The organism is Methanosarcina sp. UBA289, assembly GCA_002496565.1.
In the GTDB taxonomy this organism is placed as follows: domain Archaea; phylum Halobacteriota; class Methanosarcinia; order Methanosarcinales; family Methanosarcinaceae; genus Methanosarcina.
The window spans coordinates 1-14,678 of record DAKJ01000027.1; the positions used below are offsets into that span (position 1 = coordinate 1).

Sequence of the window (14,678 nt, forward strand, 5' to 3'; positions counted from 1 at the left end):
TTCAAAGTTGAAAAGTCCTGGATCCAGGACAAGAAAATAGACCAAAATTCAGTTACGCTCAACAGATATGAAGACAAGAAATGGTCACAACTACCAGTGAAATGCATAAAAGAAGATAATAAATATCTGTACTTCACGGCAGAAACACCAGGTTTCTCGTTCTTTGCAATAACAGGAAAAGCCACAGAGAAAGAAAAGGTGTCTGAAACAAAGCCTTCAACCGACACTTCGAAACCTCAGAAGAATAGCACTGTATTAGAAAATGGGTCTGAACAGAAAACCAAGCAGGAGACAGGAAAGAATAAAATCACAAGTATACCAGGATTTGAAACATTTTATGCAATAGTTTGTCTTATTACGGTATTCCTCCATAAAAGAAGATAAACACATAATTGAAAAATAAAAAAACTCAATAAATTATTTCAAGAAAGGATGGGGATTTAGTACCTTCATCCCATCCTATTTTCAGCAGGCTAATTTGATACAACAAGTATAATTAGATTCATTAGATTCATTAGATTCAACAAGCTTATTTTCCCCAAATTTATAAAATTTCGCATGTGTATATAAATTTGACCATTTTTCTCCAAATTATCTTAGTCACGATATAATATCATCGGATTTAGGCATTTGCCAACATCGTATTTTTATTTTAATTTGTCGACTAAAACCAGCATATTTATATTGTTCTATACATTATTCCCGCTACTCTGGCAATTAGGATAAGTATTCCATAGAGATAAAGCGAACTTTATGCATAAATGAATGTGGATTCCTGCATGTTTTTTATACAAGGATCGAGTAAGGCATCTTTTTACGATATAGTAGAAGGATCTACTTTAGATTAAAAAGAATTTACATGGCAACTTATCCTTAATTTATATAATCATATAAAGCAATTAAATAATAATTTAATAATTATATTTCATTGCTTTCCTTGAGTGGACGGAGGAATTGAAATAACCAGATTAATCACTTTATTGTTAGTTTTTCTTATCCTGGTATTAAGCTCTGGTATCGGAACGGCGGATGAGATTTTCGTCCAGTCAGGTGAGTCCATACAGGCTGCTGTGAACAACGCAGTTTCAGGTGATGTAATAATCGTAAAGCCAGGTACCTATACCGAAAACATCAACGTAACAATACATAATCTGATAATAAAATCAGAGTCTGGAAATCCTGCAAATACAATAATAATGGCTAAAGACCCAGCTTTAGATGTATTCAATATAGAGTCTAATAAAGTCACGATTAGCGGATTTAAAATAATGGAGGCAAATAAAGACCATGCGGGGGTCTATATGTATAAGTGTAAGAACTGCACTGTTGAGAATAATCGATTGATAAATAATACTATCGGAGTATATCTGAATACCTCGGATTACAACACAATTCTTGGAAACCTCATTGGAAAAGGCGATAAAGGAATCGACATTCAGCAATCCAACTATAACACAATCTCCGAGAATAGGGCTTCAAAAAACAGGTATGGGATCTTTGCTCCGAATTCTGAGGGAAACGTTTTCTCAAATAATACGCTTTCGGAAAACAAGGATTATGGAATACTGCTTTCAACTGGAGTAGGCAATACCCTGTCAGAAAATAAAGCTTTCAATAATGGCAGAGGCATACACCTAGGTAATTCAGATAACAATAAGATCTCAGACAATAATATTACTTCAAATGAGGTTTATGGGCTTTTTGTCTGTCCTAAAAGTGACGAAAACAGTGTTCTTAATAATTACTTCAATAATACTGTCAACGCTATACCTAATAACGGAACCGGCAATATATATAATATCGAAAAAACCCCGGGTACGAACATTGTAGGTGGACCCTACCTTGCAGGAAACTACTGGGCAAAGCCTGATGGACTGGGACACTCGGAGATTACGCCTGATGCAGATGGAGACGGCATTGCTGACAAAGTTTACAAACTTGAAAACAGTGACTACGTTGATCGTGGGCCTCTGGTAGCTGCCAATATTCAGGAACCGGTTCTTCCGGTTGCAAATTTTAGTGCTAATGTTAGCAGCGGTCGTCCTCCACTTTCGGTCCAGTTTACTGACCTTTCGGAAAATGAAAGCGAGGAAAACTGGGATTTTGAAAGCGACGGAAATCCCGATTCGGCGGATGAAAACCCTGTCCATACCTTTACAGCGCCTGGAACCTATACCGTGAATCTCACTGTAGGTAATGAAAACGGGACTGCTTCAAAATCGTTCATAGTAAATGTTATGGAAGAAAATGAAAAGCAAAGTGTAGTCACGAGCTTACCTGGATTTAAATTGATTTATGGAATTTTCGGTTTGCTTGCTGTTTACAGGTATAGAAAAAGATGAAAATCTCTGAAAAGAAAAAGGATAAAAAATTAAAGATTAAGGAAGAATACGAATAAAAACGAGAGTGGGGTATAATGGGCTCATGGAAGAGCTTTGACAGGCTTGTAAAGGAATATGATGCCTGGTATGAGAGATATAAACTTGCATATGAGTCCGAACTCCTTTCCCTGAGAGCTTTTCTGCCCGAAAATCTAGAGAAACTGAAAGCCCTTGAAATCGGAGCTGGTACAGGCAGGTTCGCCTCGGTTCTCGGAGTCGGGCTAGGGCTTGAACCGGCACGGGCTATGGCAATGCTCGCAAAGCAACGCAGACTGGAAGTCGTGCTTGGAGTTGCAGAGTTGCTCCCTTTTAAAAAAGAGAAATTTGATCTTGTTTTGATCGTTACTGCACTTGCTTTTTTTGAAAATCCGAACCAGGCACTCAGGGAGACCCTGAGAATCTTAAAGCCAGGCGGACAAATACTAGCCGGAATCCTTGATAGGGATAGACTTCAGGGCCGCTATCTCGAATCAGGGAATAAAAAAGGCGGGTTTTTTTCGAAAGCGCATTTTCTTTCGACAGCCGAGGTATCTTCAGATCTGGAAAAACTTGGGTTCGAAAGGCTTGAGATCTATCAGACTCTCTTTAAACCGCCTGGGGAAATAAAGGAAATCGAGATTCCGGAAAAAGGGCATGGAAAAGGAAGTTTTGTAGTGCTTTCTGCCAGAAAACCTGTTCAAGAACATGGAGATTGAGAATCAATTTCTTGTACTATATTTCTGTTAAATATTGCCTAGATTAAACTCAAATGAATTTTTTACATTCAAGAGAATACTTTTCGACAGCTAATGATGCTTATATATGCTTATAAAGCTTAAATATTTCAGGCATAAATCTTCCGGTTCTTTCTTTATATGGATTATAATCTGGATACTTTAGAATAAGCAGTTTTTCTTCGTATCTGGACTTGAAATAGTAAAAAACTAAGGATATAACTGCTACTCCTATGCTTCCTGAAGTTCCTATCAGGAATGCAATTCCAAAGGACATCTGAATAAAACTGCTGTATATAGGATGGCGAATATATGCATAAACTCCACTTGTTACCAGTTTGGCAGAGCTATTAGGCATGGGGTAAGCACTCAATTTTAATTTATTGACAGAACCATGCACTTTATTAGCCATAATGAATAAAGTAAAGGCAAATGTTAATAATAAATACCCGATTGGTCTTAAAAAAGTATATCTGGTCTGTTCTACAAAAGCACTGAGGGGAAACAAATACCATAATCCCCATTGAATAGCCATAATTATTCTTTCCTCTTTTGTATCTTTCATTCCAGATCAATTCCAGTTAGACAGTAGAGTTTACAATGTCTTACTTTAATTGAGACCTTAATCATGTTTTAATTTTTAAATCTTTAAGTATCCATTTTATGTTTTATTTCTCTTAGCCTTTGTTTTCCTACTTGAACAATTTTCGTCAGTTCCTGATACTCACTCAAGGAAATCAAGTTTCCTGGACAGAGAGTTTTTATGCTATTTCCATTAGAATACAGAAGAACGCCATTCCAGGCTGCAAAGTGAGAACCTGAAAGGTACTCACAGGGCAGTTCCCATCTTGAGTCCACGTTTTCAAAGCCTTCAAAGCGATAAAAAGTAATCCCATTTTTGAAGACTTTTGTAAATTTAAGGAGTTTACTATCCATGTTCTCATCCAGTTTGCAATTAAACTAGCCACAAAAAAGGAAAATAAAACAACTTTGCCATTTTTAAGGAAAATTTTTAAGGAAATTTTTTAGGAAAATTTTTGAGGTAATATTTTAAGGTAATTTTTATGGGTTTTGAGGTAATTTTAAAGGAATTATAAGGGGTTTTTAAGGAAATTAGTTATCCCCTTATCGCGAAAAAAGAAATTAAAAATTGAGTTCAGTCACATTTTCTCCTTTTGCACTGGTAACGGTTACGGATATATCTTTGAATTTAGGCACTCCTGTACCTCCAGTTTCATCCGAAACCAGCATATTGGACCAGGGGCTTTTGGGCATATATGCGATACCTTTGTGAGGAGTTTCGTATCCGGATTCCTCAGCTTTTACCACAACTCTTCCAAAGGAATTTTTTAAAATGACTGTCTCGCCTTTTTTCACGCTCAACTGTTTGAGATCTGCGGGGTCAAGTTTTATGACAGCAGATAGGTTCCTGTATTCTTCCCCAAAACGGTTTTCGAGCATAGCCTTATCCTGAAAGATATCCCTGTAAGTTATGACTTTGACTTTTATTTCGGGAGCTGCAAGAAAAGATCCGAAATCCATCAGAGGGCCTCCATGATTTTTTTGAGAATTACTTCATCAGACGGGTTATTTGTCTCAATAACAGGCTCAAAATTTACTTTTACCCCGTCCATGCGTATGGCAGTTCCCCCTGACTCTACTCCGCTTATTGCGGTATTGACGTAGACCTTTGCATGCTTTGAAGTCAGGGTTTCACAATGGTCCAGAGAGATAACAGGAATCTCCAGCATGTTCTTTGCAATAGATCTGGGAAGGATTGAAAGCGGATCAGAACCTATTATAATGGCTGCATCTACAGTTTTTGCTTTAAGAGATTCAACGATTGAGTATTCGGGCCCATGCTTTACAGTCCCGTTTTCGAACTTTACGCTGTTTACATATCCTGTTTCTGCAAAGAGGTTCTCGTTAAAGCCCATTGTGTTATAATTTCCTATCATGGGTATGAGGTGGAAATTTGCTTTCTCATTCAGGATTTTCATTAGCTTGAAAAGAGGTTCAAGGTTTTCAAGCGAGTAAATGAGCCCGCGCCCTACAAAAATCACTCCGAACTTTGCCCCTTTAAGGATATTTGCCAGTTCAAGGATTTTCTTAGGGGGGTAATTATAGGAAGTTTTGGGAAGCTTTCCCGAAAGCCCTGCAATTAGGGCATCGATAAATTCCGTATCTCCTTTTGGAGGAATCTGGAAGAAATAGTTCCCGCAGATCTTTGCAGTATGAGACTTCCGGACATCGATTGCAATAGCTGTCCTTTCTTCTTCCCAGCCCCTCTGCTTTTCGCTTCCTCTGGGGAAGTAGGAATGCTTCGAAAGCTGGCGAGGATGGGAGTCCGATGGGTCTGTTCCCCAATATATAATAACATCAGCTTTATTCCTTACATCGTCAAGAGTGCAGGTCTTAAGCTTATCCTGAATTAGAGCCTCAGCTAGAGGGCCCAGGCAGAATGAGGAAGGATCATCAAGAGTAGCATTGATTTTTTTTGCAAGCTCAATTGCTATTTTTTGAGTTTCATTCGTGGAAGTCCCAAGTCCGAAGATCAAAGGATTTCTGGCGTTTTTAAGGATCGATGCAGCCTCATTGATTGCAGTTGCCTCATCTACAGGCTTATTATCAACCAGGAATTTTGCTTCACCCCTGGTTTCCTTCATGTGGGCTACCCCTATCCTGCAGGCTGTATAAACTTTATTTACTTTGTCCTTTTCGGATTCAACCTCAATATCGTCACAAAGGAGTCCACAGCCTGTGCATACATAATAGTTTTTCTCCATATCCGCTTCCTCACACAAACTCTATTGCCTCTACAGGGCAAGTCACTATACAGCCATTACAGAGAATTTTGTTTTTTCCAAAGCGTCGGCATTCCTCTAAGTTTTGGGCCTTTACAACGCCGTCTTCTATGGTAAGGACCAGCTTATTAACATTCTTTGGGGCATTTCCCGAGCCTACTCCATAGGGATCATTTGCTACATTAGGAGGACAGGCAACCACACAGTTTCCACAGCCAAAACATAGTTCTTCATGTACTATAAGCCCTGTTTCGGTTGCGCCTTCGGAAGGTTTGAAGATTTCACTTATCTTTTCATAGTTTTCTTTATACTTTGATTCTTCCTTAAGGGGTGGGCAGTCCTCAGGTGTGAGCTCGCGGGCCATGAGAGCTACTGCAAACGCCATACAGGAAGTTTTTCCACATTTTTTGCAGTTAGTCTTTGGAAGCATCTGATAGAGTTCCATTGCATTTGTCATTACAGGTCACCCTTGAGTCATATTTATTATATCAGTTTTCATCAAAGAGTATACAGGCCAAAAATGATTAAAAAGTAAAATTAAGAGTATCAATGAAAACTTATGTCAAATAACCTTTAATTAAATATATATAAGTAATCTTCCTTAAACTCTCGCTTTTTTGTTTTCGGTGTTACTTTTAAGTTGCATCAGAGAATGCCTGGCAAACCCTATGGATTAAGTCAGGTCTTAAGATTTAGATTCCCTTAGGTATGCAGGTTTTTGTTTCCGGGTCTTTTAAATCAGAAGATCTCACAAATGGATATCCTTGATCTCAGGAAAATCTCCGGAAACAAATCTGTAAAAAGCCTCTTTGAAGGCAAATAGAATGAATGAACTCAATTTAATTCGCTTTGAAGAAAAGTTCGCAGTGACAGTTTCCGTCCCTTTCAACTTCTTCTTTATGGTAGATGCAGGGACATACGATCTTTCTATCTTCCTTTTCATCTCCTGTAACTATTCTGCAGGGGCAGTAACGCCTTCCGAATTTCTCAAGCTTAACTGTAAGTCCATCAAGTACATAGTCAAGAGCTTCCTTATCCGGATTAAGCCTATAACCTGCTTTGTCTGCATATTTCTGAGTCCATTCATACATTTTTTCCTTTAATTCATTATGATCTGCCATACAAATAACTCCTTAAACTTTAAATTGAAACAATCCTGAATAATGATGAGAAGAACGTGTGAATCATATGTGAATCTACATGAACCCTTTGTAAAATGGGAGTATTAGTAAAATATACTAATAAGTACACCAGGTACTTTTTAGTTGTATGAAATACTTAAGGGAACTGAGTATTTAGCATCAGCTTAGCATCAACTCATTATACGTTATATAACCTCTAATTTTGTTCAAGTTATTTATAGAAATACCTTGTCCTGCAGGAATTAACGAGTTTACGCAGTATAACCACTTTATCTTACTCACGCTGATGTAATCAATTTCATTTCACTAGTGCCCATATAACTAATTTTCTGTTATTATTTGTTATTATTTTCTTGAATTTTCCGTTTGAAACTAGGTTCTCGATTACGAATTAAGTTCTCAAACTATAAATTAATTGGTAATACTCCGGTAATAAGGTAGAACTAATAATGTTAAGGTTTTGTGCATAATCTCCCAGCTATCAGTTAAAGTGCGCATTGAGCATAAGTCAAACTGAGTTAACAGTTTAAATTTAACTTATAAGGTTAAATCCTGGTTAGTTAGTTAACGAATAAGAAAGTTAATATATCAATAAATATAAGGTTTGTTATATAAATAAACTGTTGAATTCTGTCGCAAACAAACTGTTAAACTCTGTTATATAAATAGACTGTCATAAATTACCTAATTAGAAACAACTAATAAAAATAAATGAAAACGGATATTCGGAGAATAATAAAAATGTCTGATTTCTAAAAAATTTAATAAATTATAATAAATTTAGAGAAGCCTTATGAAATAAAGGTTTTGGTTTTGTACAAAACACATATACTTTTATTCAGTTCACAAGAAAAAGTATAGGGATATGCAAAAATAACTGATTTGAAGCTAAGGATATAATTCCGATTAAGTGACAAATTAATTGAGAAGTAATTACTTGACCGGTAGTAACAAATTCATTAGTGAGCGATGAATCATCAGTTAGTAATGAACTTATTAGCGATTGATAAACCCATTAGTACTTAATAAACTTATTAGTACTTAATAAACTGGTTAGTACTTAATAAAGATAAAAAGGAACAGGGCCATGTGAAAGTAAAAGGTTCATGAACTTGAAAATCATAAAGTCACTCTCAGTTTAAAAAGTCTTTATTGATTAGCTGTACCGAAACTGACTTTTCTGTATGGCAAAATTCTGGATATATCTTTCATATATAGTCCAGAAATTACAACTTTCAACTTATATAATTAAACTACGTCGTGACATAATCGTTAACATTCAACATTAAACACATGTATACGGAGTCACCAATCATGCGAATCGGAGTCTATATTTGCCACTGCGGGCTGAATATTGCTGGAGTAATAGACGTACTAGCTCTGCAGGAAATGGCAGCTGAACTGGAAGATGTGGTGCTCGCCCGGGAAGTACAGTTTCTATGTTCCGATTCCGGACAGGAAGGCATCATCAAGGATATAAAAGAAAACAAAATCGACAGGGTCGTAGTAGCTGCCTGCTCCCCAAGGCTGCACGAAAAGACCTTCAGGCATGTAATGGAAAAAGCCGGATTGAACCCTTACCTCATGGAAATGGTAAATATAAGGGAGCAGTGTTCCTGGGTACATGCCGACGATCCTCAGATGGCAACCCAAAAGGCCTTTGATCTTATAAGAATGGGAGTTGCAAAGGCAAAATTCCTCAAAGAATTGAGTGCAACGAGTTCCAGAGCAAGCAGAAATGTCCTTATCATAGGAGGAGGAGTAGCCGGAATCGAAGCAGCTCTAAACCTTGCCGAAGCCGGTTTTCCAGTCACAATGGTAGAAAAGGAATCCACGATAGGTGGCAAAATGGCCCTAATGAACGAGGTCTTTCCTACAAATGACTGTTCCATCTGTGTTCTTGCCCCTAAAATGACTGAAGTTCAGAACCATCCTAATATTACCCTTTACACCTACTCCGAAGTTACCGACATTTCCGGATCTGTCGGCAAATTCCATGTAAAAGTCAAACGCAAACCCAGATTCATACTTGAAGACAAATGCAAAGGCTGTGTCGATCTCTGTGCTGCGGTCTGTCCTGTAGAGATCGAAAATCCCATGAATTACGGAGTCGGGAAGACAAGAGCTATATATATGCCAATTCCCCAGTCCGTTCCGCAAGTAGTGCTCATAGACCCTGACCACTGTGTAGGCTGCGGACTGTGTTTACAGGCCTGTCCTGCCGATGCCGTAGATTATGAGCAAAAACCTGAAGAAATTGAGTTCGAAGCCGGAGCAGTCATTGTTTCAACAGGTTACCAGCTATTTGATGCGTCCAGGAAAAAGGAGTACGGATTTGGGAAATACCCTGATGTTATAACAAATATGCAGCTTGAGCGCATGCTTAACTCTGCAGGTCCTACAGGCGGAAGAGTCCTTGTGCCTTCCACAGGCATACCCCCAAAAAGCGTGGCCTTTATCCAGTGTGTCGGGTCAAGGGATAAAACCGTAGGCAATGAGTACTGCTCAAGGGTTTGCTGCATGGCCGCACTCAAGAATTCCCAGATGGTTAAGGAACGCTATCCTGATACTGAGATTACAATCCATTACATCGACATCCGTGCTGCAGGGGAGATGTATGAGGAATACTATACAAGGACGCAGGCTATGGGCGTGGATTTCATCCGGGGAAAAGTTGCCGAAATTTACGCAGGCGAAGACGGCAGGCCTGTACTGCGCTATGAAAATACTCTGGAATCCCGGGTTGAAGAAGAGGCCTGTGATCTTGTTGTACTTTCAACAGGCTATGAGCCCAGCAAAGCGGCAGAAGGCATAGGCAGGATGTTAAACCTTGCCAGGCGGCCAGACAGGTTCTTTGCAAGCGCCCACCCGAAAATGCGCCCAGTAGATGCTCCTGTTAGTGGAGTATTCCTTGCAGGTTGCGCCTCAGGGCCCAAAGAGATCCAGGTTTCGATTGCCCAGGGGAGTGCATGTGCATCCAAGGTTATGCAACTCCTCGGAACAGGAGAACTTGAAGCTGATCCTATGGGAGCTCATGTTGATCCTGAAAAATGTATAGGTTGCAGGACCTGCCTTGAGGTCTGCAAATTCGGGAAAATTAAGATTGAGAATAAAAAAGCTGTGGTCGATGAGGTTTCATGTTACGGTTGTGGAGACTGCAGTGCGGCCTGCCCTGCAGGGGCGATCCAGATGCGGAACTTCGAAAATGAACAAATTCTTGCCCAGGTCCGGGCTGCAACTGCGCATAGATCCCAGAGTCCTTTCATTGTGGCTTTCCTCTGCAACTGGTGCAGTTACGCCTGTGCAGACCTGACCGGAATGTCGAGACTGCGTTATCCGACAAATATCAGGGTTATCCGTACAATGTGCTCGGCAAGGGTGAACCCGGAATTCGTGCTTGAAGCCTTAAAAGGCGGAGCCGATGGAGTGCTTGTTGCAGGCTGCAGAATGGACGAGTGCCATTACATCCACGGAAATTTCGATGCAAAACAGAGGATGGACGTCTTAAAGGAAGTTATAACGGAAATTGGGCTCGACCCCAGACGGCTGAGAACTCTATGGATCTCGGCTGCCGAAGGAGAACGTTTCTCAAATACGATTACCGAGTTTGTAAAGGAGCTTGAAGAAATCGGGCCCATAGGAACCGAACTCAGGCTTGATGAAACTGAAACCGAACTTGAGGAGGTGGCACAGTGAGTGACGAGTACACCGAACAGGAAGCTCACGTCTGCAGAGGCTGCTGCGAGGCCAGAGAAAATGAACTTGCAGAGGCTACAGTAGAAGAGTTCGAAGCCGATGAGTTCGAAGTCGAGGATCTCGAAGCTCAAACCCCCGAGCCTGCTGAGGATGAAACCCAGGAAAAGATCACTGTTACTACCAGCATGGATCTTCAGGGTTCCCATTTTCTCTATACCCAGGCAACCGAAAAATCCATCAAGACTCTGGATTATGATTACAAGCGCTGTAATGGCTGTGGAATCTGTGCAGAAATCTGCCCCACAAAAGCGCTTGAAATGGGACCTCTTCATGAAATTGCAACCGGGCTTGACGCGCCTGCGGTTATGATGGATCTTGAAAAGTGTACCTTCTGCAGAATGTGCTCAAATCTCTGCCCTGTGCATGCCATCACCTTTGAGGCTATAGGAGAAGTTCCTGACGAGAAACAGTACCCGAAGTACGATACCTTTGTTAAGATCAATGAGAAATGCCTCCCCTGCGCGCTCTGTGAGGGAGCCTGCCCTCAGGATGCAATTGAGGTCGAGTTCACCTTCCCGAAAAAAGAAGAGATCGCACCTTTAAAGGAAGGGGCAGAAGGCGAGATCGAAATTAATACGGAGAAATGCAATTTCTGTGGAATCTGCGCCCGGTTCTGTGATGCTTTTATCCTGCTGGAACGTGAGCCCACACCTGATAATCCCGTACCTTTCGAGCAGATCCTTGTTGATGAGGATAAATGCGATTATTGTGTGCTCTGCCAGGATATTTGCCCTGAAGAAGCAATCAAGGTAAAAGGAGAACGCCCCTGCGAGGCTCCAAAGGTTGAAGGAAAAGTTAAGGTAGACGAGCTGAAGTGTACTCAATGTGCCCGCTGCAAAACGGTCTGTCCGTATGAAGCCGTAGATCTGCAAAAACCCATGGAAGGAGAACTGAGCCTTATTGAAACGAACCTGAAGGAATGCGATCCTCAGGGCTGTCGCGGCTGTTTTAATGTCTGCCCCTCCGAACTCTGGTATGTGCCTACAGACCCTGAAGACCCGCGAAAAATTGCTTTTGCAGAGGATTTCTGTACCTATTGCGGAGCCTGTGTTAAAGCTTGCCACCTTGCAGCTATCAAAGTGGAAAGGACTGATATTCACCACACTGAAATTCCTGATACCCCCTGGGCTGCCCAGTGGAGAGACGCAATCGAGTCCCTGAAGACAGGAGTAAGGAAAGGAGTAGATCGTGCAGTACATAGGGAAACCGAAACCCTTAAAGCCCAGAAGTTTATGGGCATAGAGCCCCCTGGAATTGACGAAGAAATGCTTGCAGCCGTGCAGGCAAAGCTTGAGGCCTTAATGCCAGCCCTCAGGAGTGCAAAAGTCAGGAAACTCTGGGAAACCGACTCTCCGAAAAATGCAGCCGCAGCCGTGAAGAAGAAAATCGAAGGTTGAGGGGGCAAAATCCGGAAGCAAAAAGTCATAGGAAACGCAAAATCCGGAGGTTGCAAGCAATAATTTTAATGAGCTCAGCTTCAGGATTCATACTTTTTTACAACCATTATCGGAACCTCTGAATGTCGGACAACGTATCAGGCAACGCTGCCTAAAAGTAGCCGACTAATTCCGGTTCTGCCAAGACTACTCATAACAATAATTATTCATTTTTCTTCTTCGGAGTACCGGATCAGCTCAGCGACAGACTGGCCTTCAAGCAGGATAGATTTCACTTTGACGTTTTCCAGCTCTCCGATTCCTTTTACAATTTTTAGGGCCTTGTATCCATCTTTTCTCAAGGTCTCATGCATTCTCTCCCGGTTAAAATCCACAGCTATCGAAGAAAAATACTCCGTAAATATCACATAAACTGAGTAAACCGTCCCTCCGCTCAGTCTGGCAAGTTCTATCTTCTTATTGGTAGCAACCCTTGAGCAGACCGAGCCGTCAGTCGCAATCATTTTTTCTTAAAAGTAACTTTTCTTATACAGAATCTCCATTTATTCATTCACTTGCAAGAAATATAACGCCATCGAATAACGCCATCAGATTTCAGAAAGTGAGAATGCCAAGTACTTTTTGATGTGACAGTTCCAATGAGAAAGTCTCTGAAGTTTAGAAGTCTCAACTGCTTTTAATGATGAAGTTCTGACACTTTTGCTGATAATGAAAAAAATAGATGTTTATTTTTAAACTAAATCTATAATTCATAAAATAGTTTACAGGTATATAAAGAAAAGAAAGGTGAACTTAACTGTATGAGATGATTTCTCAACTTGGAGCCTGTAAATCAAAGGAGGACACATTTAACAGGCGCACTTATTCACCCACATATTACAATTAGAGAATAAATTGGCCTAAATTTAACATGATCTGATTAAATATCTAATTTAATAGATTTAGAGCTTCATAAGTTGTCTTTTATATATATTTTTGAATATGAGTTGGGGCATATACTCAAATAAATTACTTGTGGCCAAATCATCCAACTATCAATGATTCTGAAATAATTAATGATTCAAAAAAAAGCATGAAAAAGGGATAGTTTAATGATCTGGTGAAAAAGTTTGGGGTTTATATATAACATACTAGAAATAATTTATGGAGTTCAAAAGTACTTTCCAGGTAACCCGAACTCCGTAAAGTATGCCCTAAGAGGCAGTGATTATGTTAGCTTTGCCCATATTTAAGCTTGCCTGATTCTGCCTCCTAGGGTATAAGGAGGATAAATATGAATCGTAATAAAATTACAATAGAAATACTTCTTTTGGCAATGCTGGTTAGTATGGTGTTCATACCAGCTGTGAGTGCACAGAAAGAAGATAATTATTCTGTAACTGCAGAGGAGGCCCTTGATCACGCAAATGCTCACATGATATACTTTATCGCAACCAGCACACCAGGATTTGAAAACTGGGTGGAAGTATCTATTAATCCTAAACCATTGGAGCTTTATGATCCAAGCGGTCAAAAATTGTACTATCAATTTTCTGTATATAAAATACTAGCCTAATTGGTAGAATCGACATCGGTGCAGATAAAAAGATGGGGCATTCAGTACAACTCGTCGAACTTGATTCAAAGCCTTTTGATGCTGCTGAAGCCATGAAAAAATCAATCGAAATCGCCAAAAATGAATATCCAAATGGGAAAATTGAGTCAACCCAGTTGGTTGTATACGATTATCCTGCTATAGGAGCGATGACCGTAGTAAAGGACAAAACAACAGGGGATGAATATCGGATATTTGTAGATGTATATACCCTTGAGGTGATACCAGATAAACCTGCGACTGAGACAGAACCTGGAGTTTGGTCAATGTATGACCAGATTTTGAAGTCTGGAAAGGAAAACAATTTAAAAGAATGGCAAAAAAGTGATGAACTTGCCAAATCTATAGAACAAGCAGCAACTAATAAAGGAGTTAATATTAATGCTGCAGTTACTGAAGAAAATATTAAAAAACTCAGTAGTGATGCAATAGTTCTAGGTTCATTTACAGGTAAAATACTTGATATTAACGGTATTGGACAAGAAAGAAGTGTTTTTTGTGGTCCAGCATGTATCCGAATGGTTTGTAAATATTATAATAAACCGACTCCCATCCCTACACAGGAAACAATCTATATGGGTGATGGACTGTGGAGTTGGAATCCTGATTCTCCTCCATATTCATCTGGGCTCTCACCTGATGATATTGTAAAATGGGCTACATATCGATGGGGGAAAACGGGAACTATAGCTACTAGCTTTTCTAATAGTGTCGCTATATCAGAAATTGAAAACAGTAGGCCATTTTCCAGTATAATTCCAAATCATTTTTGACTTTGTAGAGGATACATAGTTCGAGAGGGGTATACATATTTACGCCTTAATGACCCAGAGCTCAGTATTTCGACGTATGGTAATCAAGGATTACTTGAACGCACATACGGCAGTTCAG

At 39.9% G+C, this 14,678-nt stretch carries 14 protein-coding genes; 7 read left to right on the forward strand and 7 right to left on the reverse strand.

Annotation, left to right across the window (positions count from 1 at the left end; all coding sequences use genetic code 11):
* The 3 genes from BP549_RS14620 to BP549_RS14630 all read left to right on the forward strand — a co-directional run.
* Positions 1 to 384: PGF-pre-PGF domain-containing protein (locus BP549_RS14620; protein ID WP_292381853.1), on the forward strand; the 384-nt coding region annotated here is incomplete at its 5' end.
* A gap of 557 nt (positions 385 to 941) precedes the next feature.
* Positions 942 to 2,342: a NosD domain-containing protein gene (locus BP549_RS14625; protein ID WP_292376089.1), complete on the forward strand. Its 1,401-nt coding sequence runs from the start codon at positions 942 to 944 to the stop codon at positions 2,340 to 2,342.
* Between the two features lie 74 nt (positions 2,343 to 2,416).
* Positions 2,417 to 3,076 carry a class I SAM-dependent methyltransferase gene (locus BP549_RS14630; protein WP_292381856.1) on the forward strand — a complete coding sequence of 220 codons (660 nt, stop codon included), beginning with the start codon at positions 2,417 to 2,419 and terminating at the stop codon, positions 3,074 to 3,076.
* Between the two features lie 100 nt (positions 3,077 to 3,176).
* Here BP549_RS14630 and BP549_RS14635 read toward each other — a convergent pair whose 3' ends face one another.
* From BP549_RS14635 to BP549_RS14660, 6 genes are all read right to left on the reverse strand, one after another.
* Positions 3,177 to 3,659, reverse strand: a complete 483-nt coding sequence (locus tag BP549_RS14635; protein ID WP_292381858.1) for a methyltransferase family protein — start codon at positions 3,657 to 3,659, stop codon at positions 3,177 to 3,179.
* 83 nt (positions 3,660 to 3,742) lie between these two features.
* Positions 3,743 to 4,030 carry a hypothetical protein gene (locus tag BP549_RS14640; protein ID WP_292381861.1) on the reverse strand — a complete coding sequence of 96 codons (288 nt, stop codon included), beginning with the start codon at positions 4,028 to 4,030 and terminating at the stop codon, positions 3,743 to 3,745.
* 207 nt (positions 4,031 to 4,237) lie between these two features.
* On the reverse strand, positions 4,238 to 4,636 hold the full coding sequence (locus BP549_RS14645) for a molybdopterin dinucleotide binding domain-containing protein (RefSeq protein ID WP_292381863.1): 399 nt from the start codon (positions 4,634 to 4,636) through the stop codon (positions 4,238 to 4,240).
* A complete protein-coding gene (locus tag BP549_RS14650) occupies positions 4,636 to 5,880 on the reverse strand; it encodes a formylmethanofuran dehydrogenase subunit B (protein ID WP_292381865.1) in 1,245 nt (414 codons plus the stop codon). Before BP549_RS14650 ends, BP549_RS14645 begins: the two co-directional genes overlap by 1 nt.
* 10 nt (positions 5,881 to 5,890) lie before the next feature.
* Positions 5,891 to 6,355 carry a (Fe-S)-binding protein gene (locus BP549_RS14655; protein WP_292376098.1) on the reverse strand — a complete coding sequence of 155 codons (465 nt, stop codon included), beginning with the start codon at positions 6,353 to 6,355 and terminating at the stop codon, positions 5,891 to 5,893.
* Between the two features lie 382 nt (positions 6,356 to 6,737).
* Positions 6,738 to 7,019, reverse strand: coding sequence for a ferredoxin-thioredoxin reductase catalytic domain-containing protein (locus tag BP549_RS14660; RefSeq protein WP_292376100.1), 282 nt, complete (start codon positions 7,017 to 7,019; stop codon positions 6,738 to 6,740).
* A 1,335-nt stretch (positions 7,020 to 8,354) separates the two neighbouring features.
* Between BP549_RS14660 and hdrA2 the strand changes: the two genes are divergently transcribed.
* Together hdrA2 and BP549_RS14670 are read left to right on the forward strand one after the other, a co-directional pair.
* Positions 8,355 to 10,736 carry a CoB-CoM heterodisulfide reductase HdrA2 gene (gene hdrA2 / locus BP549_RS14665; protein ID WP_292381867.1) on the forward strand — a complete coding sequence of 794 codons (2,382 nt, stop codon included), beginning with the start codon at positions 8,355 to 8,357 and terminating at the stop codon, positions 10,734 to 10,736.
* Between the two features lie 185 nt (positions 10,737 to 10,921).
* Complete coding sequence (locus BP549_RS14670) at positions 10,922 to 12,193, forward strand: 4Fe-4S binding protein (protein WP_394339087.1); 1,272 nt, start codon at positions 10,922 to 10,924, stop codon at positions 12,191 to 12,193.
* A 206-nt stretch (positions 12,194 to 12,399) separates the two neighbouring features.
* Here BP549_RS14670 and BP549_RS14675 read toward each other — a convergent pair whose 3' ends face one another.
* On the reverse strand, positions 12,400 to 12,696 hold the full coding sequence (locus BP549_RS14675; protein WP_292381869.1) for a universal stress protein: 297 nt from the start codon (positions 12,694 to 12,696) through the stop codon (positions 12,400 to 12,402).
* Positions 12,697 to 13,466: 770 nt separating this feature from the next.
* On the opposite strand from BP549_RS14675, the gene BP549_RS14680 reads away from it, so the two are divergent.
* Complete coding sequence (locus BP549_RS14680) at positions 13,467 to 13,748, forward strand: hypothetical protein (protein ID WP_292381872.1); 282 nt, start codon at positions 13,467 to 13,469, stop codon at positions 13,746 to 13,748.
* A gap of 32 nt (positions 13,749 to 13,780) precedes the next feature.
* Complete coding sequence (locus tag BP549_RS14685; protein WP_292381874.1) at positions 13,781 to 14,560, forward strand: C39 family peptidase; 780 nt, start codon at positions 13,781 to 13,783, stop codon at positions 14,558 to 14,560.
* The last annotated feature ends 118 nt before the right edge of the window (positions 14,561 to 14,678 follow it).

What these genes read in the sequence shown, in the direction of transcription:
- BP549_RS14680 (WP_292381872.1), top strand. Translation starts at nt 13,467, where the DNA reads ATGAATCGTAATAAAATTACAATAGAAATACTTCTTTTGGCAATGCTG.
- BP549_RS14685 (WP_292381874.1), top strand. Translation starts at nt 13,781, where the DNA reads ATGGGGCATTCAGTACAACTCGTCGAACTTGATTCAAAGCCTTTTGAT.
- BP549_RS14655 (WP_292376098.1), bottom strand. Translation starts at nt 6,355, where the DNA reads ATGACAAATGCAATGGAACTCTATCAGATGCTTCCAAAGACTAACTGC.
- BP549_RS14660 (WP_292376100.1), bottom strand. Translation starts at nt 7,019, where the DNA reads ATGGCAGATCATAATGAATTAAAGGAAAAAATGTATGAATGGACTCAG.
- BP549_RS14650 (WP_292381865.1), bottom strand. Translation starts at nt 5,880, where the DNA reads ATGGAGAAAAACTATTATGTATGCACAGGCTGTGGACTCCTTTGTGAC.
- BP549_RS14675 (WP_292381869.1), bottom strand. Translation starts at nt 12,696, where the DNA reads ATGATTGCGACTGACGGCTCGGTCTGCTCAAGGGTTGCTACCAATAAG.
- BP549_RS14645 (WP_292381863.1), bottom strand. Translation starts at nt 4,636, where the DNA reads ATGGATTTCGGATCTTTTCTTGCAGCTCCCGAAATAAAAGTCAAAGTC.
- BP549_RS14630 (WP_292381856.1), top strand. Translation starts at nt 2,417, where the DNA reads ATGGGCTCATGGAAGAGCTTTGACAGGCTTGTAAAGGAATATGATGCC.
- BP549_RS14635 (WP_292381858.1), bottom strand. Translation starts at nt 3,659, where the DNA reads ATGAAAGATACAAAAGAGGAAAGAATAATTATGGCTATTCAATGGGGA.
- hdrA2 (WP_292381867.1), top strand. Translation starts at nt 8,355, where the DNA reads ATGCGAATCGGAGTCTATATTTGCCACTGCGGGCTGAATATTGCTGGA.
- BP549_RS14670 (WP_394339087.1), top strand. Translation starts at nt 10,922, where the DNA reads ATGGATCTTCAGGGTTCCCATTTTCTCTATACCCAGGCAACCGAAAAA.
- BP549_RS14640 (WP_292381861.1), bottom strand. Translation starts at nt 4,030, where the DNA reads ATGGATAGTAAACTCCTTAAATTTACAAAAGTCTTCAAAAATGGGATT.